This window comes from Companilactobacillus hulinensis (genome assembly GCF_003946555.1).
Taxonomy (GTDB): domain Bacteria; phylum Bacillota; class Bacilli; order Lactobacillales; family Lactobacillaceae; genus Companilactobacillus; species Companilactobacillus hulinensis.
The window spans coordinates 165174-191054 of sequence record NZ_RHOO01000003.1 but is presented as its reverse complement, the minus strand read 5'-3'; the positions used below and the strand labels follow the sequence as shown (position 1 = coordinate 191054).

The window sequence follows — 25881 nt, the reverse complement described above, 5'->3', positions numbered from 1 at the left end:
ATCCAATAGATTTGATAAACGTTAAAACATCATTTACAGCACAACACTTACGAAGCTTCTGCCTGTAAAATTCAAACTAGAAGTATAGTCGCTATACAAATAAAGGGAGGAGTAAAGCCAGATTATATCAAGCTTTACTCCCCCCCTTATTTATTTTCTCCACAAAAAATCAACCAATAATTTATCAACTGACTTATTCTCGTGTAACTTACTATGTTGAGCTTGAGTTCCAGTGATTTTTTCTTCACGATATGATTTTGCTCTATCAAAAATCAAATATTTAAGTGACTTTGATGAAGCATTGCTAACTGATCCGTCGGAATGTGTGCCATCCCCTTTATCACCATAGATATTCAAAACATCTATTTGATTCTTAGGATAAACTTCTCGTAATTTTAGTAATTGCTTATAATCTGAATCCATCTTATCCGGCTTACCATCACTATCCAATTTCATCCGATTAGGCTTATCATTCATCCCCAATATTCCATTGTAATGCCCGGCAATATCTACTTGTTTGGCTATTTGAGGAAGCGACTTATCATCACCATACTTCAAAATATAGTAGGCAATCGACATATTCCCCATTGAGTGTCCAACAACATTGAATTTTTTGAAATCATAATTACTTCGTAGTTTCATAACAACATTTTTCATCCAATAAGCATCTTCAAAATAATTATCATTCTTATTATTCAAATAATTTACTTCCACAATCGGATTGTGAGCGCCTTTTCTTATTTTCCCAACCAATGTTACTTTTCCTTTAGAACTAACATCAGCCCGAATTATTGTGTCAGTTATATTTTTGGATTTCATATAATTTGCCATTTGTTCTTCAGAATGATAGCTGCCACCCCATCCGTGAAAAAATAGTGTGGGACTTGATGAATCAATATAATTCTTGTTATTAACTCGGTTATGACCTGTATATTCGATCACCCCGAATACTGAAATCAAAAGTATTATTGATATAAGAAATATAATTTTGTTTCGTCTAGTCATCAAATTGCCTCCCTGAATGAACTAAGAATACAACTTTTTAGTGAACAAAAAAGGAATTACACTTTTGAGATTGTGTAACTCCTTCGAGGGTACTGACGAGTATTTGTAATGACATCGTACGTAAGCCAAAAAATACAAAACTAAATCTCGCCTTGTACAATTGTAGAATGATTTTGCCAATTATCAGGGAATCCTAACAGAGATTCCACTTCAGTAATCTCTATGGACTTAAGCTGATTCGATAAATGTTTGAATCTTTTTCTTAATGTATTGCTAAGGACCGCAAATTCAGTTTTGCTCAAGAAGCATTGCATACTTAAAAAAATAGAAAAGGTTCTTTTTCTCAAGCCATTCGGTTTTATATTATACTTTTCATAAATTGCCGGAAAATACATCGAATCCGCCCTACATCTGAATTCGAGAAGTCTATTATTGTGTGCACAAACATTGCGAGTTTCACGTATGTTTTTTACCAAAGAAATCATTATTTCAGGTGTAAACTGCCCCTTAAAGTCAGGAAGATTATCTTTTATAAAGCTAGTTAAATCTTTAGCAATTTTATTTTGTAGCTTTTTTGGAACACAATCAATCATGGTCACTAACTCACCAAAATCCAGGTAATCAATAATTACCCAAATAGGTACATCATCATAATGATTCACATAGTGATGTATTGAATTGTTAGGATACTTCTTCTGCTTATTTATGATGCGCGACAATTGAGAAATAATATATCCAACACTTAGAGTTTTTTCATTAGAGTAACAATTAATATCCAAATATGAATATCTCTTGTCTGGATAGCTTTCTGCAAATCTGTATGCAAAAATCGATTTCAAATGATGCTCAACATTCAATATTGCTCTAAACATCGTTTGTTTAACTTCATTATCAAATGAATACATGTTGCACACTTCATCAAAAGAGGTTCCTTTTATATATTGATCATCACCAGTTGAGGTTTGAAAATATGTACTATACCCATTAATTATATTGTAATAATTATTGGTTAGTAGATACTGTTTACACCTATCATAGTCCGGTATTATCATTCCTCTACTCTCTAATATTCTTATCTGATCATCAACCTGTTTAAAATTCTTTTGATTATACAAAAAAAAGCCCCCATTAAAATAATGGAGGTTTTCCCGCGATAGTCTCCGTAGAGATACTATCACTCATCTGTACCTTCATTATACTTTCTAAATTTTGAATGTCAATTATCGAGATATAACTAGATACGAAATTACAGCGTAGTAATATATTATCATTAATTGTGCTTTTTATGATTGTTTTTGAACTTAATGTAAATAAAAACAGATAGGACAAATTTTAAAATTTGTCCTATCTGTTTTCGTTTACTTATACAATTCAGGCATTTCATCCAAATGAATTGGAACTAATGACTCATCAGTTTGACTCTTAATAGCACAGTCAGCTGTAACTGCGGCAACGTAGCCATCCCATGATGATGGTCCGGTCAATTTCTCATCAGCAGCTACTTCATTAATGAATGTTTGTAATTCAACTTGATAAGCTGTGATGAATCTCTTAGTCCAATCTTCATCGATCGTATGGCTAATATGTCCAGCCTTACGTACTTCAATTGTTGGCATGTCAGGTAATTGAGCAATTCCCTTTTCACCAATAACTTGGCACATTACATCATATCCATAGATAGAGTTCTGCGTTAGATATGTATTAACAATTGCCCCACTCTTCATATGCAATGTAGCAATTTGTGGGTCCTTCAGTTTAGTAGCAGTATTTAAACTATTTGGTCTAGCATATTGAACTTGAACCGAGGTATATGGCTCATTGAATAACCAATGTGTAATGTCGATTTCATGAATGAAGGCATCATTGATCATATTTGGTGTTTCAAAATAATTGGTAGCTGGTCTAGTTGTGAAATGACGATTGTATCCCATCAATGGTTTACCAATATCACCACTGTCGATCTCGTTCTTTAATTGAATATAGAATGGATCGAATCTACGCATGAAGCCAACTTGAACTAGACGTTTGCCAGTTTTAAGCTCAGCATCAACAACTTTCTTGCAATCTGAAGCAACAGTAGCCAATGGTTTTTCAACAAAGACTGGTTTGCCAGCTTCTACTGCCTTAATAACTGGATCAACGTGAGCATCATTTCTACTACATACCATTACAGCATCAACATTGTCGTCGTTAACTACTTCATCGATTGAATCATAGATCTTAGCATTCAATTCGAATTGATTATTGATTTGTTCTGCGGCATCTTTATTAATATCATAAATTGCGGTAATCTCACCATTGTTCAACACGCTAACTAAGTTTGATACGTGTGTGTGTGCGATGGCTCCACAACCAATTAATCCTAGTTTTACCATTTTATTTATCTCCTTATAGATGTTTATTGTTTGAAACACTCTATTCGAAACGCGTTTACAAAAGACAATATCCTCCGCTTACTACGACTGACAAATGTGCCACTTCGTGTCACAATTATCAGTCTAGGTAATGCTCGGATGTTCCCGTCTTTTGACACGCTCTACTGTTTGAAACGAGCTGCGAAAACCAGATTCCTGCGCCTGCTACAGATAACAAATGCACCACTTAGTGGCACTTTCGTTATCTTAGGCAGTGCTCAGAATCTCCCGGTTTTCTCCGCTCTCTACTGTTTTGTAATCCCAATCATAACTGCTCCAATAACAACCAATGCCAATCCTGACAAAGTGAATCTGAGTTCTTTGTGTGTTTTATGTTCATGCAAGATCCATAATCCACCTAGTGTTGCGACGATTACATTCAATTGTGAGAATGTGAATCCGACGGCAACTCCGTTCATTGCGTTACTGAATAGGATGGCAATATTAGCGATGGCGAAGAAGACTCCGGTAAGCATGTTCTGCCATGTCTTCTTACCAAACATATCAACACGGTTATTCTTCTGTGAACCAACGATCAACATTGTTGTAATTAACATTGATGCGGCTTGTGGTACTAAAACATCCCAACCATTCAGATTGAAGATTCTAGGAATTACAGCATAACCAATGAAACCTATTGATGATATCGTTAAAAGAATAATTCCCAATTTGATATTACTTCCGGCAGTAGCTTTGCCATCCGAATAAGTCGTTAGTGTAATACCAAAGATAATTACGATCAAAGCAGCGATTCCAAGTACAAACTGCCATGTTGACTTCCATTCTTGGAAATACAAGGCTCCAATCAAAGTAGTACCGAATAACTGCTCACCAGTACTGATAGGCATAGCGGCAGTGACTCCGACCAAATCAAATGACTTAACTTGTAATAATTGTCCAACACTCCAGAAGACACCACACAAAACTGATCCGATGATCAAGTTCGATGTGAAATGTGCTGGGTGTTTGAATAATGCGACTACGATAGAAAATACAAAGGTTGAGAGAACCATTCCCATAACCTTATTAGTAAATTTTCCACCGATTTTTTGCATAACGATCGACTGAAAGCCCCAACCAACCGCTGGTATTAATGCGATTAAATAACCCATTACGACACCTCCTCTTATCTATACCTTCATTTTACTGAATCCGTTTCCAAAAACTTGTCGATAATTGTTTTTTTACATACCAAACTAATCTAGAATTAGAACTGTTAGATTCAAAATATGACAAGGAGGTGACTGAATGAAGCAAATTTTCATGCAACATTATCCAAAATACAAAAAAGGCTTTTTGGATGAAGAGAAATATCACTTGGCATATATTGCTAAAATCACTGAAGAAGATAGTTGTTACTCCAGATGTATGCATTGTCATGAGGACATCTTAGAAATCTCATTGATTCTTGATGGTCAAGAAACCTATTTCGTTGATGGTAATTATTACCACATCAAAAAAGGTGATATTTTCATCTGTGGGCAGAATGTCATGCATCAAGAGGGCCACACGCCACCGTCTATTTGTTTGGGATTGAAGAACTTCCATATTCCCAAAAAGATTTTGCCAAAGCACTTCCTCATCACATCTTGCTTAAACGATACTGAAGTCTTCAATTCACTAACTGATATCGCTAATTTGGCTTACGATTTATTGAAGAAAAAAGACGTTTCAACTGACCATCTGGCCAATCAAATCGTCTGTTCTGCAATTATTCCTGAAATTATTAATGCCATTGGTGACGCACCGATAGCAAATCAATTTGAAACAAAAAAGCCAATGATCAGCGGTGTAAAAGACTATATCGACACTAATTACCGCAGTATCCCTAACATTCAATTCCTAACTAAAAACGTTAATATCTCACAATCATATCTCGATCATCAATTCCAAAATGAATACAAATGTTCACCGCTCACCTATCTTAATTCACGCAGAATCGGCGAAGCACAAACACTGTTGATAATGCGACCAGGATTACCAATAACTCAGATTGCCTTCGAAGTTGGATTTAAAACACTTAGTCACTTCAATCATTATTTCAAAGATTTATCAGGAATCTCACCGTTAAAATTTCGGCAGGAATATACACATATCGAATAAAAGAGCGTAACAAAACACATTTAACTTCTGAGTATTAAGGAAAATGGGGTCTGTAATCCAAAAACGGATTACAGACCCCATTTGCTTTAAATACAAGAAGCTGTGTTTTATTACGCGTTTAAGCTGCAAATTTAATGAATTACATAGTTATGTAATCCCCTTTTTACTTACAATTTAACCGGTTCATGAGTTTCCAATGACTTCTGACATGCTTGTGCCAACTGAACCGCTCTCAACCCATCCAGGCCAGTAACAATAGGCTCAGTTTGGTTAACGATAGTCTTGTAAAACTCCTTGAATTCATCAACATATGTCTGAACATATCTATCAATGAAGAAATATGGAATCTTATCCAAATGACCACCATCATTTAAGTCAAGCTCAACATTACTATTCTTATCATTCTCAGAGAATGCTTGTCCCTTAGAACCAAAAACTTCGGCACGTTGATCATATCCATACACAGCTTGTCGGCTGTTATCGATCACTCCTAAGGCACCGTTCGCAAATTTCAAACTGACAATTGCAGTATCAATGTCACCAAGCTTGCCAATTTCTGGATCGACCAGAACAGCTCCGTTAGCGTAAACTTCAACCACTTCACTGTTGCTCAAATATCTGACCATATCAAGATCGTGAATCATCATATCACTGAATAATCCACCGGAAACCTTAACATAATCGTATGAAGGTGGCTCCGGGTCCCGAGAAGACACTTTGATAATATGTGGATTACCAATCGTACCATCTACTACATAATCATGAATTTTACGGAAGTTATGATCAAAACGACGATTGAACCCAATTTGAAGAATGACTCCATTGTCATCAACAACCTTCAAAACTTTCTTAATACGTTCAATATCTGTATCAATAGGCTTCTCACACATAATATCTTTTCCAGCTTTTGCGGCAGCCGTAATGATTTTTGCATGGGTATTTGTCGATGAAGCAATCACAACTGCATCAACATCCCCACTCAAAACGTCATGATAATCCTTTGAAAACTTCTGGATATGATAATCTTCAGCAATTTGTGCTAACTCAGGATTGTTAGGATCTGAAATTGCTGTAATTTCAAATTGATCACGTAAATTAGCGATATTTTTAATATGCATCTTACCGATTCTACCAACACCAATGACACCAATTTTGATTTTAACCAAAAAGACCATCTCCTCAAACTTATTCTTATCTTAAGTTTAGGAGGTGGTCTTTTCTAATTCTTGTTCAAAATGGCTTTATTACAAAATATTAATTAATGATGATACAAAATAATAAATACCACTCAAACCAATGAAAATATAAATACATTTACTTACCAATTGTAAATTCATATGGTCCAGTAGTTTCCCGGCAACAAAGGTTCCAATTCCAGCGCCAACGATTCCAATTAGGATAATCGGCAATTCGTTCAACGTAATAATGCCGCTAAAAACTCTAAATGAAGATGTGAACAACATATCACACACGAAGAACGACTGAACCGTTGCCATGTATTCTTCCTTTGAATCTGATAACGATAAGAAATACAGCGCCATCAAAGGACCACCGATACCAAACAATCCACTGAAGAAACCCGATATGAATACGAAAATAACTGCGACCCAGAGTGGAAACTCTTTTTGAACCGAAGTATGAGTGAACAAGAAGTAAATCGATAAAGCCATCAATAAACATCCCAATAATACTCGTGATATCTGGACATTCATCGTACCACCTAAATGAATTGACGCCGATGCGACTGTCGCATATAAAAGAAATGGCCAAACGATTCTTTTGAGATTAATGTAGCGGCGATAATGGATCGCCATCATAACAACCGAGATTACCGGTATCATCCCAGCTACTCCGGCAGCCTTTGCCATCGGTAAAATACTTGGCAAAAAGACCATCAAAACGATGGCTGGGCCAAATCCAGTCAATCCTTGAACCAATCCCGCCAAAAGTCCTGGGATAATAACAAAATACCAAGGCATACCAACATTCCTCCACTAATTAACTAACGAGTTCATCGTTGAATTTTGAAATTTAGCAATCAAAGCATGAATCTCTTCCAAAGATTCTTTCTGGCCATCAATTAGCCATTCTCGCCAAATCGAATAAACACCAGCACTCATAAACTTGGTCCAATACTTTCGTTGCATAGTGGTTAATTCTACTGGCAAAGATATTCCATCATAGAAGTCCAGCATGTTGGCATCGAAAATATTCTTAATGACCTGCTCAAATCCTCTATCGATCGACAATTTCAAGATTTTTGAATAATCGGCAAAAAATTCGCCAACTTTATCTATTTTGTCTGTTTCAGAGACCTTATTCTTCACCTCATCAAATCTATCGGCAATTACTGGACCAAAATAGCTTTTGAGTAGATCCTCTAAAGTATCAAAGTTACGATAAAAAGCCATACGACTGACACCAGCACGCTTGACGACTTGACTGACCGTAATTTCATTCAAATTCTTATGCTCTAACAATTGTAGTAACGCCGTAACCAAGTATTCTTTTGAGTCTTGCTTGATGAGTTGTGCATGCCTCGTAGCTGCCATTACAATTTCTCCATTCTGTCACAGATGCCCGTGATTCACTTGAAAACACATTACCAACATTGTAGTATTCATTCACAGATGTTACAAGTGTAACGATAGTTTAAAATTAAAAATAGAAGGTATTTATAATGACAAAAGAATTAGTAGTAGTAACTGGTGGAAGTGGCTTCATCGCATCACATATCATCATTCAATTATTGCAGCAAGGATATGCCGTTCGAACAACCGTCAGATCACCCCAAAAAATTGCATTGATCAAACAACTATTGACCAATGGTGGAGTTGAGGATTTTAACAATCTGACTTTTGCGGAAGCGGACTTAACCAGTGATAAGAACTGGGAACAAGTCATGTCAGGGGCAACTTACGCGATTCATCCCGCATCACCTACCCCAACTTTGAACTTTAAGAATGAATCTGAAATGATTCGCCCAGCCGTTGACGGAGTATTAAGAGTTCTGCGTGCAGCTCGTGACAATGGTGTGAAACGTGTCGTCTTAACATCAGCTTACGGAGCAATCTTCGCTGGTCATAAAAATAAAAAGACACCATATACTGAGGAAGACTGGTCAGATCTTTCTTCTAAAAAAGTTCACCCTTATCAAAAATCAAAAACTATGTCTGAACTTGCCGCTTGGGACTTCATAAAAAAAGAAGGCGACGGTCTAGAGTTAACGACTGTAAACCCTGTAGCCGTTATGGGACCAGTATTATCATCTGATTATTCTCATTCTAATATTCAGATTCAAGAATTCCTCGAAGGTAAAATCAAAGCCGTCCCTAATGTTGATTCTGGATATGTCGATGTTCGAGATGTTGCAAGTTTGCACTTACTGGCTATGACTTCATCAAAGGCCAATGGCGAAAGATTCTTAGCAACTACTGGCGAAACATTATCTATGCTAGAAGTCGCAAACATTTTAAAAGAAGCCTTCCCGCAATATGCTGACAAATTACCAAAAAGAACAATTCCTAACATTGCAGTAAAAGCCGCAGCTCTGGGCAATCAACAATTAAAAATGATTGCTTCAATCGTCGGTGAATACGCAGAAACGAGTAATAAAAAGGCTGTAACAATGTTAGACTGGCATCCACGCTCAGCACGTGTGGCCATTATTGCTACAGCACAATCGATGATTGATTTAGGAATAATTAAATAGAAAAACTGGCATTATATTTTCTAAATGTTTCACATGGAACATATGGTATACAGTCTGGAAAGTATCACTATATATAGTAGTGATTAATTTAACCATTGGAATATTCAAAATGATTTTTTTAAAAGTGTCTATCTTGTTTGATTCTTCTGCATAACATATACTGCAACTAACGACAAAAAGGAGAAACCATCTTGAAGACTATTATTTATACACATCCCTACAATAACAGCTTTAACCACGCTATTCTTAATACCATGACGAATTATTTCGATAGCAACAATGAAGCATACCAAATCATTGACCTATACAAAGACGATTTCAATCCAGTTTTATCATCAGTTGAACTACAACAATACAGCACTGGTAAGGTCACCGATCCATTGGTAACAAAGTATCAAAAAATGATTTCAGAATCAGATGAACTAATTTTTATCTTCCCAATTTGGTGGCATAACTTGCCAGCCATGCTAAAAGGTTTCTTAGACAAAACGATGCTTAATAACTTCGCATATAACGAAGACAATGGTTGGAGCGGATTGTTGACCTATATAAAAAAGGCTACCGTGATAACAACTTCCACGGTAACCAAGGACTATTTGATAACTGAATCCGGTGACCCCATTCAAGGTGTCTTTATCGATCGTACCCTTTCTGATATGGGAATTGATCCACAGATCAACAAGTGGATTCATTTTGGTAAAGTCAACGTTACAACTGACCAGGCCAGAAATGAATTCCTACACAATTTATCCATTATATATGAAGACTAACCCAAATTCTTCAATAATAAATTAGCAACTGCCTTGGCAGAAAATGGATTTTGCCCTGTAATTAAGTGTCCGTCTTGAACGGCATATTCCCTATAAGCACGTCGTTTCATGAATTTAGCCCCGCGGTGTTCTGCCGCAACTTGGTTAAAGAATGGAACGACTTTTTGTTTACCTGCCAGAATCTCTTCTGTCTTAGTAAAACCAGTAATCTCACGGTCATAAATCAAATAATCTCCATTTGAAAGTCTGATATTTAGTAACCCGGCGATACCATGGCAAACCGATGTTACAAAACCACCATTCTCATAAATACTTGTGGCAATCTTCTGTAATACCTGATTATTTGGAAAGTCCCACATAACCCCATGACCGCCAGCATAGTAAATAGCGATGTAATCATCCGGATTAATCTGTTCAGGTGACAATGATGAACTTAATGCACGTTTTTGAAAATCGTCATTCTCATAAAACTCCATGATCTCTTCATCTACATACTTCATGCCACGAGGATCAAGCGGTACGAATCCGCCTTTTGGACTGACATAGTCGATATCATATCCCGCATTTTGCATTATCAAAGCAAATTCAGTTGCCTCACCTAGCCATAATCCAGTCGCATCTGCGGTGTCACCATAGCGAGTAGTATTGGTTAAAACTACCAAAACTTTTTTCATAGTTGACGATTGCATTTGATAACCTCCGTGACATCATCCAATAATGCCTTCAATTTATTGATTTCTTTGTTTTCATGGCTCAAATAATAAAAATTCTTCGTTCCTTCACTGCGATAATCTACCAAACTAACATCCTTTAAAATTTTTAAATGATGTGAAACAGCTGGACGTGACAATCCAGTCACATCTACTAGATCTGTTACTTGAAGTCCGCGACGAATTATTTTCTGATCCATCAGCGCAATAATGATGCTCTGACGTTTCTCGTCACCTATAGCAACTAAAAAAATGCTGGACTTGGCGAATTCATGCTTTAGTTTTGTTAAATCTGACATTTTTATTCTTTCTTGGTTTATTATTTTAAACCATTAAAGCACCCGGTCAAATATTAATCAAGTCTAATATATCAATATTTTTTTATTAACTTTATAAAACAAAGTTATCATTATACAATTCAACCGTTCAAAATTATGAACCATATAAAAGAGAAATATAATGTCTAAAAAAATGGTTGAAGCCGAACAAATTCATCCAATAATTGACCGGACATTCAATTTTGAAGATTTGAATCAAGCCTTAGAATACTCGCTAACCGGACACGCTACAGGTAAAATAATTATCAACTTCTAATAATAACTACGACATAACACCCGAAACAAATGATTCAACTAAATGCTGTTTGCGTGAATTCTTGCGAATTAACATGTGTGCATGGATCTCGTTTTCAATTGGAACCTCAATAACTCGAAGAAGTCCATTCTGCAATTCTTTCTCAACGGTTATTTTCGGTAAATAAGAATATCCAACGCCACTCGCGACAATATTCTTGATAGCTTCTATACTCCATAGCTCCATCACATCTGGACGCATGTGGAAATCACTCCATAGGCTTCGCTCAAACTGATTTCTATAACTGCAATCCGGTTCATTGATAACAAACGGCATCTGATTTACAAAGTTCATATTATCAAAGCTGTCATGATTCTCACCGCTAACGACACAAACCATATCTTGAATTCCCAGATCATAATCGATCAGTGAAGTGGTTGTGATTTTGGGCCACATCATGAAAGCAATATCAGCCTCACCTTCAATTAGTTTTTTTTGATTAAACTTGCAACTAGCATTGGTGATTTGTAATTGCACTTCCGGATAGGATCTTTTGAAATTAGTTATTATCTTGGGCAATTGAAATATTGTTAGTGATTCTGGTGCGGCAATATTCAATGTTCCAGACAATTTATCTGTTTGAGCAATCTTCTGAATAGCTTGGTAATCATCTAATAATTGTTCGGTCAATGGCAGTAATCGTTTTGCTGCATCGAGTAAAATGAGTTTGCGATGACTATAATCAAATAATTTGGCAGAAAGTTCATTTTCCAATTCTTTGACCTGTGCTGAAACAGCGGATTGCGTGTATCCCAGCAATTCCGCTGTTTTTGTGTAACTTCCTGTATCCACGATTGTTCTAAAAGTGACTAATTGCCTTATTTCCATATTTTTCTCCATCAATTATTTTGATTGATTCAACATAAAGTATCAATTTAACTTATGTATATCTGTTTGCTAAGCTTAGTACATTCACTTAGGAGATGTAAAGATGAAAATTGAAACATACAAAAGCAATCCACAGACCTTAGCTGGCCTAGTGGATTTAATTGAATTCTGTCAAAATGAAGAAGCACATTTAGGTATCAAAATGATTGAACAAGCAGATGTATTTGATATTCCACAACATTATCAAGCAAACGGTGGAAACTTTTGGATAGCGCAGGACAACGGACTAACAGTCGGCTCAATTGGCCTGTTAAATTTGGAAAATAAAAACGGTGTTTTGAAAAAGTTATTCACTTATCCAAAATACCGCGGTAATCCCACAAGATTGGGACAAAAATTATTCGATACATTTATTGATTACGTTAAAAATAACACTGACATACAGACCATCTTCTTAGATACACCCGAAGGTGAAGAACGTTCACATTATTTCTACGAAAAACAAGGATTCAAGTTGATCAGTCGTGATGAATTAACAGTCAATTACGACTTCCCCGACCGTAATTCAAGAATTTACAAACTAGAGGTCTAGATAACAATATATTAATCAGGTGAAACGACGGCAATAGCCGGAGGTTGAAATAATTACAGCAGCCGTGAAAAGGACGAGCTTTAAGATTTGCAAAGCAAAGCTTAAAGTCGAGTTTCAAGACCGCTTTTAGGCTTGAAACGGTCCCACGGCAGATGTAATTTATTTCAACCGCAGGCGGCAAACAATTCAACCTACTTATGATAAGTACGATGATTAATAATCATAAACGAACGATAAATCTGTTCAGTCATAACTAAGCGCATCAATTGATGTGGCAAAGTGAACTTACCAAAACAAACACTGTAATCAGCACGTTTAGTAACCGCAGGACTAACCCCCAATGAACCACCGATAACAAAAGTAATGTCGCTAGTTCCATATGTGGATAAGTCATCGATCTTCTTAGCCATTTCCTCAGATGTTAATTCTTTTCCACGTAAATCTAACAAAATAACATATTCTTTGTCTTTGATCTTAGACAAAATACGTTCGCCCTCGACTTCTTTAACGTGCGCATCTTCCGCCTCGCTCAAGTTTTCGGGGGCTTTTTCATCTGGACATTCAACAATTTCAAACTTACAAAATGCGCTCAAACGCTTGGCGTACTCAGCAATTCCAGCTTTTAAATACTTCTCTTTTAACTTACCAACTGTTACTAACTTTATGTTCATAACTTACCTTTCATGAATAACAGAATATTCAAATACGAATTTTATTTATAATCCACTTATGCACACAAATAAAAAAGTTTGTATAACTATGTGGAACATATCAAAAGTCTATTATACCAGTCATTATTGCATACTTCTATACTACTTGTCTTCTGCTATCCACAGGCCAATTCCCAATTGTGGATAACTTTTCGACAGTGTTTTTCCTAAATTTTATGTACTTATACACAAGTTATCCACATCTGTGGAAAAGTACATTTTATTCACGCGATAAAAACACGAAATATATATGCAAAATATCCAAATATAGTTCAAAAAAAAACGTGAAACTAGTATTACCTAGTTTCACGTTTCATTTTATTCAGATGTTTTTTTAGTTAAATGAACCTGAGCTGTCTTCAACTTACCATTACGGTAATATTGAACACTAACTGTGTCACCTACTGAATGCGAATACAAAGCACTATGTAAGTCCGCAACCGAACTTACCTTCTTCTCACCCAGTTTGACGATTACATCGTTCTTTTCAAGTCCTGCACTCTTAGCAACTGATCCAGCAGTTGTACTGTAAATAACTACACCTTTGGTGATGTTGCTTGGTAACTTCAGACTAGATTGAGAATCATCTGTAATCTGGTCAAGATCAATAACTTTAATGCCCAATGATGGACGTTCAACTTTACCATTCTTAACTAATTGATTGATAATCTTTACAACTTCATTACTTGGAATAGCAAATCCCATACCTTCAACAGAAGTTCCATCAGTATTAGATGCTAGTTTCATTGAGTTGATTCCGACAATTTGACCAGCTTCATTAACTAGTGGACCACCAGAATTACCAGGATTAATAGCAGCATCTGTCTGAATAACCGTTGCTTCACCTGTGACTTGTCCGGTATTTTGATCTTGTGTTTCAACCGTTCTGTTTGTTGCTGAAATAATACCTTGTGTAACTGTCGTAGCGTATTGGCTACCTAATGGTGAACCAATGGCAATTACAGGGTCACCTGGTGAAACATTGTCTGAATTACCAAATGAAGCTGTAGCAGGTACCTTGTTGCCATCTATCTCTAGAACGGCTAAGTCAGTTGTCGAATCGCTACCTACTAATTTGGCAGACATCTTAGTACCATCTTCAAGAATTACTTCAAGTGAATCTGAGCCTTCAACAACGTGATTGTTAGTTACGATATATCCCTTACCATTTTGCTTAGAATAAATCACACCTGAACCTTCACTGTATTCTTGCAAATCAGCGGACTTAGAAGATGACGATGAAGAATTATTATCTGATGAATTACCATCAGAAGAACCATTGTCAGAAGAATTGTCGTCAGATGATGAATTACTATCTGATGAATTACCACTATTACTATCTCCGAACAAATCACCAAAGATAGATGAAAGACTACCATCACTAGAAGACTGTTCCTTTTGCTTCTGCAAATTGATTACAGAAACAACTGCGCCATTGACCTGCTTGTATGCTCCAGTCATTGTATTTGCAGTTTTAGCCTTAGTATTGCTGACCTGTGTTGTACCAGCAGTTCCGTCAGATGCCATATTTGTCGAGTCATTGTTGTTATTACCAAAATAACTGAACCCAGCAAAAGCTATACCGACACCAAGCATTGCGGAAACAAAAGCTACCAGCCCAATCTTCCACAAAGATGTTCCGGAATTAGTATCGCGTTTCTTTTCATTATTATTCATTCTAGAATCATTGTTTTGATTATTATTGTTATCCATCTATAATCACTTCCCTGATATTCTCTATATCTTAATATAACCTTAAATTTTGAACAAATTATGAAGAATTTCTGTAAAAATGTAGAAAAATAGAGGCTTTTTACAGCCTCCATTATAGTAAATATTACAAAGTTATCAACGGATCAGCGACTGCAGGGTCGGTATCCATAATCTTGAAATCATGACCAACACCAAAATCATGCTGTTCCAGTATATCAGTCACTGATGTTCTAGCAAGTCTCTTAGTATTGTTCTCCGGACTCAAGTGACCCAAATATATTTCTTTAGTCTTATTACCAATTACATCCATCAAAGTTTGAGCACCATCATCATTAGATAGATGGCCCTTTTCACTCAGGATTCTTTGCTTTAGTGGCCAAGGGTACATCCCTTCACGCAACATCTCAATATCATGATTGCACTCCATTAAGTATGCATCAGCATTCTCAATCGTCTTTTGAACTTTCTCAGATACATAACCAGTATCAGTCAAGATAACAAAAGATTTGCCATTGTGATAGAACTTATAAAATTGTGGATCAGCTGCATCATGTGATACCGCAAAACTTTGGACATCCAAATCATCCAAGGTCATCACCTTATTGTGTTCGAAGATATTTTTCTTTTCATCCGGAACCTTGCCAATTTTAGATGACATGGCATTCCAAGTCTTCTGATTAGCATACACATTCAGATCGTAACGTCTGGCTAATACTCCGACACCTCTAACATGGTCTGAATGTTCATGAGTTACAAATAATGAATCGATATCATTGATATCCTTACCAATACTGTCCAATGACTCCTTGATTTTCTTACCAGACATCCCAGCATCAACTAATACATGGTGCTTAGGCGTCTCAATATAAGTCACATTACCTGAACTGCTGCTAACTAATACACTTACCTTTAAATCATCACTCACTATCGTCACTGTCCCCCGTTATTGTTCCAGCGGTCGTTGCCTTAATAATATTACCGGTAAAAGCATTGACCTTCTTCAAAGTATCAACCTTGCTATCTTTGTTCTGAATCGTAACAAACCAGACTGGAATATAAATTGTACTTCCTTTTGCTTCCGTCAGCTTAGTGTAGGCCAAGTTCGCATAAACGATTCGAGAGTTGTTAGGAATCTCCGAATTTGTGTACAGATTAGAGATAACATCCTTTTCACTCTTCGTAACTTCCTTTTCGTGCAAGATCATCAAATCATCTACATAAGTCTGCGTATAACCAACAACTTTTTTATTATCGACCTCAAAGGTAACACGTCCAGTCTTATCGTACAACTCTCCAACACTATCAGTTTGAGCATACACAATTTGTGAGGCAGTCGAAAGCTGCGGTGCATACTTATATTTCGTACCATACAGCACATTTGATTCTTTCTTCAAAAAACTATTTAACTTAGATTCTTGATTAGTTGTATTAACTGAAAATGGTTCAGTCAATGAACTCTCCAACTTGTGATCATCGTCGTCATATTGAAGTTCTTGATTCTTCAGCTTATTAAGATGCTCTGCCAAATCATTATTAGGACGTGATCCTAAGTAATATGCAGCACCGCTTTTGGAATCCAATTTGCCAAAACTAATATCACGCTTGCGCATTTCGGTAACAGTCGATGTCGTTGTACTACCACTGGAAACAACCTGCTGACTATTGCGGAAAGATACTAATAGGAAGATATCCAGTGAAAAGAAGACGATCAAAAAAATAACTTCAATTCTTCTAAAGTCCATCGCTATTCCTCCTCTGCAGTAGCATTTGTCCAGTCAGTGTAAGACTTCCAGTGACCGTCAATTTTAATATAGTACGTTGGTGTCAAGTCGATCACATCTTCATTATCAGACTCACTTTCCCATTGATATCCAGCTTGAATATCTTGGATATCATTAGGTGAATAACCAGCTTTCTCCAATCCCTTTAGGATCGAAGTCGTCGACTTCAATGTTGTAGCAGCCTGATCAGAAGGTACAGGAACTTCCAATATCTTATTTAAGAACGATTCGGTCGTTCCATTACGACTGAACTTGATCTTAATTGAACCAAACTGGCTCTTCTTAAAGATAGGGAATCCTTCAACGTATTCACGGTAAGTCAATTCCTTGTCATCCCAGTCGGCGTTGTACAAACGTAAATTGGAAACTGAATTCTGCAAGTTGATGGCCTTATTGTATCCACGTTGGAAAAATGCCAAGTGATCCTTTGGTACCGATGTATCTGTATAATCATAGAACGTTAATTCACCCTTACCATGATCAGATATCAAGCGCTTAGTCTCACCATAATTATAGGTATAAACATTGTCACTCTCAGACGTTACCAAGTCATTACTATCAGAATCAAACAGTGACGTAGTATATTCACTATCCTTCTTCTCACTCATAACATATGAATAAGTCCTGAGCTTGACTGGTTCAGTATAGAAGGTGAAAACTCCGTGTTTCATCAAATTCAATCTTACTTTTAAATTAATATTTGCCTTACGAGCCAACTTCAAAATTGGCTTCGATAGAGCACCCTTAACTTTGGCACGATAAACCGCATAATTCTTATCGTTCGCAAAGTAAACATAATTATCACTCTTATTATCAACTGTAAAAATTATTCGATTAAACGAATAATCCGTCGAACGTCTCAAACTAGAACTATCCAATAAGTAGCCCAAAGTTTTTAACGAAATATTAGTAGGATAAACCAACTGCATTGCATTCGATTGTTGAATAGTCTTCTGATATCTAGCACCATCCTTGTCGAATACTTTCTTAGGTTCACCAATATCCCAGTCTTTCATAACCTTTTGCATACTCATTGAAATATTTTCTTCACTATTATAAATCAGATGCTGACTAGTACCATTTTGCCAAATAACTTGTGTTGGACTCATTACTTGGTCGATCGGTATCTTATTCTTATCAGTTTCACTAGTTGTAACATCAATGTTTCTTCCTCGTTGATAACGAGCAGTATTAGTCCAAATGAAGAAGGACAGAACGATACTTGTAATAACTGCAACGACTAGCAGTACTTGTACTATTAGACGACTAAATTTCATCCCATTCTCCTCCAGTCTCATTAGGGTCAAATGGTAGCGAGATATAGAATGTTGATCCTTTACCTTCGGCACTATTTACCCAAATTCTACCTTTGTGTTGTTCCACAATTTCTTTAGAAATAGATAATCCTAAACCAGTACCTCCTTGCTTACGAGATCTAGCCTTATCAACACGATAGAATCGATCGAAGACTTTCTTGATATCCTTTCTAGGAATACCCAAGCCTTCATCGGAAATACTAATGATGATATGCTTATTGGTCTCAAGCAGACGACACGTTATAACGCCTCCATCTGGAGAGTACTTGATAGCATTATTCATAATATTATCAACCACCTGAGTCATTTTATCAGTATCGATCTCGACCCAGAGATCTTTGTTAGTAAATATACGCTTGATGCGATAATTCTTAACGACCTTTTTGTCGTCTTCCTTAGCATCGGCTTTTTCCTTTTTCAACATCATATCAAATCGATCAAGAATATATGAGAAGAATTCGTTAAAGTTAACTAATTCCTTGTCCAAATTTGAACGACCTTGATCCATTCTTGAAAGACTCAGCAAGTCCTTGATCATACGAATCATACGATCAGTTTCTTCAGCCGTAACATTCAAGAATTGTGGTGCCAGCTTTTGATCTTTCCAAGCGCCATTATTCAAAGCATCAATGTAACTACTGATACTTGTCAATGGAGTACGCAATTCGTGCGAAACATTAGAAACGAATTGACGACGTTCACTATCGATCTTCTGTTGTTCAGTAACATCATGCAGAACACAAACCATACCACTGATGAACCCACTATTTCTTTGAATCAATGAGAAATCAGCATTCAAGATCAATGAATTATCGCCGTTGACGTCATAATCTTCATCCTCATTATTGTCATTAGTCTCAATGACCATCGGATCAGGATTCTCCAATAATTGGTCAAAACTGACTTTATCGCCAATACCAAGTACTTCGACTAATGGTTTGCCGTCAGCTTCATCTTCATCCTTATTCAAGAATTCCTGAGCCATCTCATTGATGACCGTGATATTACCCAAACGATTGGTAGCAATAACACCATCGGACATTTGAGTTAGAACACTATCCAGCCTTCGTCGCTCAGACTCCGAATTCTCAGTAGCCTCTTCAACTTTAACTGACAAGTCATTAACGGCCATAGCCAATTGTCCTAACTCATCTGGTGAATAAACACGAACTTGTCCAGAATAGTCACCCTCAGCCATACGAACAGCCTGTTGTTTCATTTCATCAATTGGTCGTGTGATCGCACGAGAAATGAAAATAGCAATTATTGCTCCAAGTAATCCGGCTACAAGTGAAGCAGTAAGGAAGATAACAATAATATTATTGATACCTTGGTAAACTGACTCCATGCTGGCACGAACGTAGATAGCACCAACAACCGTACTATTATCAGTTGAAGAAACTGGCGTGATCAATTCATATGAAGAACCAGTTCTTTTGTCGTAGTATATTTGAGTGATTTTCTTATCACTACTGATACTCTGTTTGATCTGATCTTTCATCGTCTTAGTCCCAACAATTGTCGACTTATCAACATCCTTGGTTCCAACTATGATCCCGTTACGATCGACAACCTGAATATCAGTAATATTGGAATCATTTCTAGCAAAATCTTGAATGACATTACTAATATTTGTCCGAGTTTTGTCATCATTATCGGTCAAATTAGTTGAGATCTGATTGAGATCATACGCAGGTACGACAACAGAATCCTCGAATTGACTAACATTTTGCTGCTCCAATTGACGTACGAAATAAGCCCCAATTATTTCAATTGTGACGATCAAAATTAAAATAAAAGATAATCCGATTTTGAAGTTAATCGAATGTAAAAACACGAATCTATTTTTCAAAATATTTCCACCTATAAATTGCAATATGTTACCTTTCATTATACAGCTTTCAAGATAACAAAAAAACTGACCCGTATTACGAGTCAGTTCAAATTGGCTAGGCTTCTGCCTCAGGATCTCTAAGGTAGTAACCAACACCACGTCTAGTCATTAGCCATTCTGGCTGACTAGGATTGTTTTCAATTTTTTCACGAAGACGACGGACTGTGACATCGACAGTTCTAACATCTCCAAAATAGTCATAACCCCAAACTGTTTGAAGTAAGTGTTCACGTTTCATTACTTGACCGATGTGCTGAGCTAAATAATACAATAGTTCAAATTCACGGTGAGTTAATTCAATTTCTTTACCATTTTTGGTTACAGTATAGGCATCAGGTAGAATAGTTAAGTCGCCAATCTTGATTTCGCTATTCTTGCTTTCGTCATTATGCGCATTTCTTTGAGTTCTCAAACGAGCCTTTACACGAGCAACTAACTCACGGTTAGAAAATGGCTTGGTTACATAGTCATCAGCACCGAGCTCCAAACCAATAACCTTATCAATTTCAGTATCTTTAGCGGTCAACATAATAATTGGTGTATCTTTTGTCTTTCTTACAGTTCTAGCTACTTCTAGACCGTCAATAACTGGCAACATCAAATCAAGTAGAATCAAATCTGGATCATCTTCTTCTACCTTATCGAGTGCTTCCTGACCGTCAAAAGCTGTTATGACTTCGTAACCCTCATTTTCCAAATTATATTTAACAATATCGGAAATGGGTTTTTCATCATCTACTACTAGAATTTTTTTTGCCATATTATCTCTCCTGACGTATTTATTATACTAGTTATATCCTATTAAAACAAAATAGACGTAAAAGAAGCTTAAAAACAAAAAAATCCCAAATCAAGAATTTCTTCTCGATCCGGGATCAATTTAACTTAATTAGGCTGCTAATTCTGCTTGTTCCTTCTTGCTTTCCATGACACCAGCCATGTAAACAAATGGAGAATAAATCAAAACAGATACAACTAAGTTCAAGGCGGCAATAACTCCACCTTGCCAACTAGCGGTTGCGATTACGGCACCGATAATTGGTGGTGTTACCCAAGGCGGCATAGCGATACATGCCGGCATGAATCCGGTAACTGTGGCAACATATGCAATTGTCATACATACGATAGGTGTAAGAATGTAAGGTATGAAAAGAATCGGGTTCAAAACAATTGGCAAACCAAATGTCAAAGGCTCGTTAATATTGAACAAGCCGGGGGCGAATGACAATTTACCAACGGTCATATATGATTTGCTCTTGCGGCCAACTAAGAAGATGGCGATAAGTAAACCAAGAGTAACACCAGTTCCACCCATGTTAACGAATGAGTCAAAGAATGGTTTGTTAACAACATATGGAATCTCTTTACCAGCTTTGAATGCAGCCAAGTTAGCTGTAATAGCTGGGGCGTTGATTGTTTGCATGAATGGCTCAATCATGTTGGCACCATGCAATCCAAAGAACCATAAGAATGGCGTAATAAATGCTAATAATAATGCTGTAGGATAACTACTTGCAAGACCTTGGAACGGTTCTTGGAAAGCCTTGTAGAAGGATACAACTACACTCTCAATATGCATTGCATTGAAGATAGTAGTGACGAATCCAAAAATAGTCAGTGTGATCATAGCTGGGAATAACGCCGCAAATGAACTAGCTACTGCTGGTGGAACACCATCCGGCATCTTAACAACAAGATGTGGATTACCAACTAGACGTCTGAAGATTTCTGTAGAAATAATACCTACGATCAAAGCGATAAATAGTCCAGATGAATCCATACCAGTAGCTCCACCGATTACGAAGAAACTAGCAAGTGATACGATTCCTGCGGCTACAGGATCGATCTTGTAAGATTTGGCCAGATTATATGCGACTAGGAATGAAATCATTAAACCTAGAACGGCAAAAGTACCATTCCAGATATTTCCCCCAAGTTTAGTCCATATAAAGGCTCCACCTACCTTTTCGCTGAATACACTGTTCATAAAGTCAGTCCATCCAGGAATTGGCAAGTTATTAATTAAGACTGCGAACGCACCAAGAATCATCAATGGCATTGTCACAGCGAAAGCATCACGAATTGCTACTAAGTGGCGTTGATTACCAATTTTAGTCGCGATGGGTAAAAAGTGCTTTTCCATAAAGTCTATAAACTTTTGCATAAATCCTCCCTATAAATTTATTGGTCTATACCTTACTCGTATATTTATATCATGGAAGCGTTTTTAAAGCAATGTTTTTACTAAACATCCAAATAAATTATTTTTTTATGCATTTTTACAAAACTTTTTAAAAAAAGTACTTGCTTCGCATTTTGTCCGTATGGTATTATATATCTCGTTGATTGATACAACACATCTAACAAATGGGTGGCTAGCTCAGCTGGCAGAGCAACGGACTCTTAATCCGTGGGTCCAGGGTTCGATCCCCTGGCCACCCATAGCAATTATCGCTTAACCGATGAAATCAAGCATAAGCTTGGTATCGTCGGTTTTTTTGTTGTCCAAAAATAAATTTGGAATGACATTTGCCATTATTGTGTTCTTCGTCATATTGCGTGAGTTTATAGAACACTTCAGACGTCATCATATTATTCATCTGTACATATATGTTCTGACATTCTATTTTTTCGATATTATCTGGTTAATCTGTATTTACGCCTTGTTCACATTAAAATAACTCGAATTCAATTAAGTATTCGATAACATTTAAAACCATATCTATTCAAACGTTTTCTAAAGGTTTTTGAAGGGTTTAAGTTAGACTAGTTCAGACTTCCTCTTATAAAATAAAATTAGATTATTTGAGGAGGCTTCATCATGGAACAACCGTCAGAGCCAGAATCACAAATCATCGGAATTTTGAACAACATGCAAATAGTTTTTGACCGTGAACGAACATTCCCAAACTTGATCAGCAAAACAGAAAATGTTCCATTGCCAGTCGATTTTGCATTGAACATCAATGGTTTTCTAGCAATCATCGAATACAACGGTTCACAACATTACAAAGCTAAGAATAATTCTGCGAGTGCCCAAGACGCCTTGAGACGACTGTGTGCTAATGGGACTGCTCGTCTGAATTATTGTAGTAAGAACAACATCCCTTTATTGATAATTCACTATAAAGATAAAGAAAAACTGATAAAAATCATCTCTTCCTTTATTGATGATGTCAGAAATAATCTTCATGGAACCACCAAGGCATATACTCCACATACCAAGGGATATTTTAAAAACATCCCATATTACACCTTTGGTGATGTGCCAACCGGACCTATTCAACCAATTCAAGTTCATGAAAACGACACTTTGGGATATGTCAGTTTGAGTAATGATGCCATTGTCTGGACCAAAAAAGAACTAGATACTTTACTTGCAAGAATAGATTGTTATGAACAAAAAATTCAGCAATACAAGACCGTTACAGCAGATCTCGTGCTGACAATTGATTCTTTACAGCATGAGCTTGAAAGAAAAGATGAACTGATTAATAAGCAACCTGAAATAGTAACTGAAGAAATTGCTGAACCAGAAATAACTAAAAAAGAACCCAAAATACAATTTGAGTTCGTTAATAAATCCAATTTCACTGAGCCAACTCAATTCAAAGGTGATTTCAGGAAGACTAATTCTCCACGAAGTCAGTTGACCGATGATGCCAAAATCTTTATTAAATCATTATCACAAAATCATGAGAATGTTTCCGAAATTCAGGATTACCTACAATCAAACTATAATCAGAGTATCTCGTTGCCCACTTTGAAAAAATGTATTCAATAATGCTCAATAGTGCTGTACGTGCTTTTGACACAAATATTTCATTAATAAATATTAATAATTACATTTCATCCCCAGACTAGTATTATTATCAGAGTAATTGGAATTATCGGGGGATAAAAAATGGGGAGTTTTCGACTTTTTAAAGAACAAAATAGCAACTTCTGGCATTATTTTTGGAAATACAGTCAGGTTATTATTCTGGTTCAATTAATTATTAATTTCATTCTGGTACCAGCATTGGGTGTTCTAACTAACTGGATTCTTATGCTGGGTGGCATTAAATACGTTTCATACACTAATTTGTTAAGTATCATTACCAAACGACCGCTTGTGTTCCTTGGTCTGCTTCTAGTTCTATTATTGATACTGCTACTGGTCTTCAGTCAATTTGCTCTAGTTCTGATCAGTTTCCAAGCTATCAAATCCAAAGCAAATCTTCGTTGGAGAGATTATCTAAAGACCATCTTCAAAGAAATCTCTAGCCTGCCATTTAAGGCATTCGGATTCTTTCTAATATACTTTTTGATTATTACACCTTTTGCAGGAATTGGATTCTCGTCTAATCTTTTAAGTAAGGTCAAAGTTCCAGAATTCCTGCTAGATTGGCTATTTACCGAACATCTACCATTTGGAATTGCCTTAATAGTGATTTATTTGGCTATTTTTTACATCGGGGTCCGTTGGTTATTCGTTATTCCATTGATGATATTCGATAATCGTAGAATCAAGAATGCTCTTCGTCAAAGTTGGCGCATGACTAGAAATAGAACACTCTATTATCTAGTTTCATTTTTAATGATATTTATCGTTATAACGGTATTCTCTTACGTTCTATTCGGAATAATACTAGCTGGACAGTGGGGATTTGATCACATCACTGCCATTGAGTTCCCGATGGCAATCATTAATTTAACGCTTGTTCAGTTCATCAATATTCTGATCAGTCTATATGCTACTTCGATGTCGGCGCTGCTTATCCTAAGTGAAACGAAGACACAGTATGTCTATAATCCACACAAAAATCGTTCTCATAGATGGTTCTGGATCATTCTAGCCGCCGCTACTATCTTCAGTTTTATGAGTTACGACACTATGTACTTCAAGGGTTGGTTGATGGAACGACCTGCCACCATATCGCATCGTGGTGTTGATGATGGAAATGGTGTGCAAAATTCTATTGAAGCGCTCAAAGCTACTTCTAAATTAAAGCCTACTTACATTGAGATGGATATCCAGGAAACCAAAGATCATCAATATGTTGTTTATCATGACAACACGCTCAAAGGGCTGGCTGGCATCAACAAACGACCTAGTCAGATGACCATGGCAGAATTGCAACAAGTCACAGTTCACGAGAACGGCCGAAGTGCACACATTGCTAGTTTTGATGATTACTTGGCAACTGCTACCAAACTACATCAAAAACTACTGATTGAATACAAACCTGTTCGTGGTAACAGTGATAATTTCATTCAAAACTTCGGAAAGAAATACGGTACACGATTGCGTAAGAATGGCGATATGGTTCATTCTTTGAAGTACAGTTACATCGAACAAAGTAAGAAGGACATGCCGAAAGTTCCAGCAAATTATATTCTGTCATTTAATCTAACGGGAGTTCCTATCAGTGATGCTGACGGATTTACAATGGAATACACTACATTGAATTCAAGCTTCGTGGATGGCTCACATGCTGTAAACAAGAAGGTTTATGCTTGGACGGTCAACGACACTTCTGCTATGAGTCAGATGATGTTCATGGATGTCGATGGAATTATCACTGACAATCTGTCAGATTTGAAATCCGAAATCAGAAAGAACTTCGATCAGGCTGGTTACGCTAGACGAATTTATAATTATATTTTACAAATGCAAAATCCATTCTAATTAGATGCAAAAAGACGATTTTCCTTTAA

The 25881-nt window shown here is 36.6% G+C and carries 25 protein-coding genes and 1 tRNA gene; 8 read left to right on the top strand and 18 right to left on the bottom strand.

What is annotated here, in order from left to right; all coding sequences use genetic code 11:
* Positions 1–150: 150 nt before the first annotated feature.
* The 4 genes from EKM66_RS03230 to EKM66_RS03215 form a co-directional block, all read right to left on the bottom strand.
* Positions 151–1005 (bottom strand): alpha/beta hydrolase, encoded by an 855-nt coding sequence (locus EKM66_RS03230; protein WP_125761636.1) that lies wholly within the window; start codon positions 1003–1005, stop codon positions 151–153.
* 140 nt (positions 1006–1145) lie between these two features.
* Positions 1146–2120 (bottom strand): Abi family protein, encoded by a 975-nt coding sequence (locus tag EKM66_RS03225; protein WP_318530609.1) that lies wholly within the window; start codon positions 2118–2120, stop codon positions 1146–1148.
* 243 nt (positions 2121–2363) lie between these two features.
* Positions 2364–3380, bottom strand: a complete 1017-nt coding sequence (locus EKM66_RS03220; protein ID WP_125761634.1) for a Gfo/Idh/MocA family protein — start codon at positions 3378–3380, stop codon at positions 2364–2366.
* Positions 3381–3664: 284 nt separating this feature from the next.
* Entirely contained in the window at positions 3665–4531 is an 867-nt protein-coding gene (locus EKM66_RS03215; RefSeq protein ID WP_125761632.1) for a GRP family sugar transporter, read from the bottom strand.
* A 136-nt stretch (positions 4532–4667) separates the two neighbouring features.
* Between EKM66_RS03215 and EKM66_RS03210 the strand changes: the two genes are divergently transcribed.
* The gene (locus tag EKM66_RS03210; protein ID WP_125761630.1) at positions 4668–5522 is read left to right on the top strand and encodes an AraC family transcriptional regulator; all 855 of its coding nucleotides are present in this window, start codon (positions 4668–4670) and stop codon (positions 5520–5522) included.
* Between the two features lie 167 nt (positions 5523–5689).
* On the opposite strand, the gene iolG is transcribed toward EKM66_RS03210, so the two are convergent.
* From iolG to EKM66_RS03195, 3 genes are all read right to left on the bottom strand, one after another.
* A complete protein-coding gene (gene iolG, locus EKM66_RS03205) occupies positions 5690–6688 on the bottom strand; it encodes an inositol 2-dehydrogenase (protein ID WP_225426546.1) in 999 nt (332 codons plus the stop codon).
* A 78-nt stretch (positions 6689–6766) separates the two neighbouring features.
* Positions 6767–7501: a sulfite exporter TauE/SafE family protein gene (locus tag EKM66_RS03200; RefSeq protein ID WP_125761626.1), complete on the bottom strand. Its 735-nt coding sequence runs from the start codon at positions 7499–7501 to the stop codon at positions 6767–6769.
* 15 nt (positions 7502–7516) lie between these two features.
* Positions 7517–8074, bottom strand: a complete 558-nt coding sequence (locus EKM66_RS03195; RefSeq protein WP_125761624.1) for a TetR/AcrR family transcriptional regulator — start codon at positions 8072–8074, stop codon at positions 7517–7519.
* A 128-nt stretch (positions 8075–8202) separates the two neighbouring features.
* Here EKM66_RS03195 and EKM66_RS03190 point away from each other — a divergent pair, with 128 nt between their 5' ends.
* Positions 8203–9234, top strand: coding sequence for an SDR family oxidoreductase (locus EKM66_RS03190; protein WP_125761622.1), 1032 nt, complete (start codon positions 8203–8205; stop codon positions 9232–9234).
* Positions 9235–9425: 191 nt separating this feature from the next.
* Positions 9426–10004 carry an NAD(P)H-dependent oxidoreductase gene (locus EKM66_RS03185; RefSeq protein WP_125761620.1) on the top strand — a complete coding sequence of 193 codons (579 nt, stop codon included), beginning with the start codon at positions 9426–9428 and terminating at the stop codon, positions 10002–10004.
* Here EKM66_RS03185 and EKM66_RS03180 read toward each other — a convergent pair.
* Together EKM66_RS03180 and EKM66_RS03175 are read right to left on the bottom strand one after the other, a co-directional pair.
* Complete coding sequence (locus EKM66_RS03180; RefSeq protein WP_125761668.1) at positions 10001–10678, bottom strand: type 1 glutamine amidotransferase domain-containing protein; 678 nt, start codon at positions 10676–10678, stop codon at positions 10001–10003. The genes EKM66_RS03185 and EKM66_RS03180 overlap by 4 nt on opposite strands.
* Complete coding sequence (locus EKM66_RS03175) at positions 10675–11013, bottom strand: ArsR/SmtB family transcription factor (RefSeq protein ID WP_125761618.1); 339 nt, start codon at positions 11011–11013, stop codon at positions 10675–10677. The genes EKM66_RS03180 and EKM66_RS03175 overlap by 4 nt, the downstream gene beginning before the upstream one ends.
* Before the next feature lie 160 nt (positions 11014–11173).
* On the opposite strand from EKM66_RS03175, the gene EKM66_RS03170 reads away from it, so the two are divergent.
* Positions 11174–11308, top strand: coding sequence for a zinc-binding dehydrogenase (locus tag EKM66_RS03170; protein WP_125761617.1), 135 nt, complete (start codon positions 11174–11176; stop codon positions 11306–11308).
* A gap of 6 nt (positions 11309–11314) precedes the next feature.
* On the opposite strand, the gene EKM66_RS03165 is transcribed toward EKM66_RS03170, so the two are convergent.
* Positions 11315–12175, bottom strand: a complete 861-nt coding sequence (locus EKM66_RS03165) for a LysR family transcriptional regulator (protein ID WP_164505025.1) — start codon at positions 12173–12175, stop codon at positions 11315–11317.
* A 103-nt stretch (positions 12176–12278) separates the two neighbouring features.
* Here EKM66_RS03165 and EKM66_RS03160 point away from each other — a divergent pair, with 103 nt between their 5' ends.
* A complete protein-coding gene (locus EKM66_RS03160) occupies positions 12279–12767 on the top strand; it encodes a GNAT family N-acetyltransferase (RefSeq protein ID WP_125761613.1) in 489 nt (162 codons plus the stop codon).
* Between the two features lie 191 nt (positions 12768–12958).
* On the opposite strand, the gene rlmH is transcribed toward EKM66_RS03160, so the two are convergent.
* From rlmH to EKM66_RS03120, 8 genes are all read right to left on the bottom strand, one after another.
* The gene (gene rlmH / locus EKM66_RS03155; RefSeq protein ID WP_125761611.1) at positions 12959–13438 is read right to left on the bottom strand and encodes a 23S rRNA (pseudouridine(1915)-N(3))-methyltransferase RlmH; all 480 of its coding nucleotides are present in this window, start codon (positions 13436–13438) and stop codon (positions 12959–12961) included.
* A 357-nt stretch (positions 13439–13795) separates the two neighbouring features.
* Entirely contained in the window at positions 13796–15190 is a 1395-nt protein-coding gene (locus EKM66_RS03150) for a S1C family serine protease (RefSeq protein ID WP_125761609.1), read from the bottom strand.
* A 124-nt stretch (positions 15191–15314) separates the two neighbouring features.
* Complete coding sequence (locus tag EKM66_RS03145) at positions 15315–16124, bottom strand: MBL fold metallo-hydrolase (RefSeq protein WP_404811453.1); 810 nt, start codon at positions 16122–16124, stop codon at positions 15315–15317.
* The gene (locus EKM66_RS03140; protein WP_125761607.1) at positions 16108–16932 is read right to left on the bottom strand and encodes a two-component system regulatory protein YycI; all 825 of its coding nucleotides are present in this window, start codon (positions 16930–16932) and stop codon (positions 16108–16110) included. The genes EKM66_RS03145 and EKM66_RS03140 overlap by 17 nt, the downstream gene beginning before the upstream one ends.
* 2 nt (positions 16933–16934) lie before the next feature.
* A complete protein-coding gene (locus EKM66_RS03135; protein ID WP_125761605.1) occupies positions 16935–18248 on the bottom strand; it encodes a YycH family regulatory protein in 1314 nt (437 codons plus the stop codon).
* On the bottom strand, positions 18238–20139 hold the full coding sequence (gene walK / locus EKM66_RS03130; protein WP_125761602.1) for a cell wall metabolism sensor histidine kinase WalK: 1902 nt from the start codon (positions 20137–20139) through the stop codon (positions 18238–18240). The genes EKM66_RS03135 and walK overlap by 11 nt, the downstream gene beginning before the upstream one ends.
* Positions 20140–20236: 97 nt before the next feature.
* Entirely contained in the window at positions 20237–20941 is a 705-nt protein-coding gene (gene yycF / locus EKM66_RS03125; protein WP_125761601.1) for a response regulator YycF, read from the bottom strand.
* Positions 20942–21070: 129 nt separating this feature from the next.
* The gene (locus tag EKM66_RS03120; protein WP_125761599.1) at positions 21071–22345 is read right to left on the bottom strand and encodes a PTS sugar transporter subunit IIC; all 1275 of its coding nucleotides are present in this window, start codon (positions 22343–22345) and stop codon (positions 21071–21073) included.
* 205 nt (positions 22346–22550) lie between these two features.
* On the opposite strand from EKM66_RS03120, the gene EKM66_RS03115 reads away from it, so the two are divergent.
* The 3 genes from EKM66_RS03115 to EKM66_RS03105 all read left to right on the top strand — a co-directional run bounded on the left by EKM66_RS03115 (position 22551) and on the right by EKM66_RS03105 (position 25852).
* Positions 22551–22623: transfer RNA gene (locus EKM66_RS03115), tRNA-Lys, on the top strand.
* Between the two features lie 379 nt (positions 22624–23002).
* Complete coding sequence (locus EKM66_RS03110) at positions 23003–23965, top strand: hypothetical protein (RefSeq protein ID WP_125761597.1); 963 nt, start codon at positions 23003–23005, stop codon at positions 23963–23965.
* Between the two features lie 120 nt (positions 23966–24085).
* A complete protein-coding gene (locus EKM66_RS03105) occupies positions 24086–25852 on the top strand; it encodes a glycerophosphoryl diester phosphodiesterase membrane domain-containing protein (protein ID WP_125761595.1) in 1767 nt (588 codons plus the stop codon).
* Positions 25853–25881 lie beyond the last annotated feature (29 nt).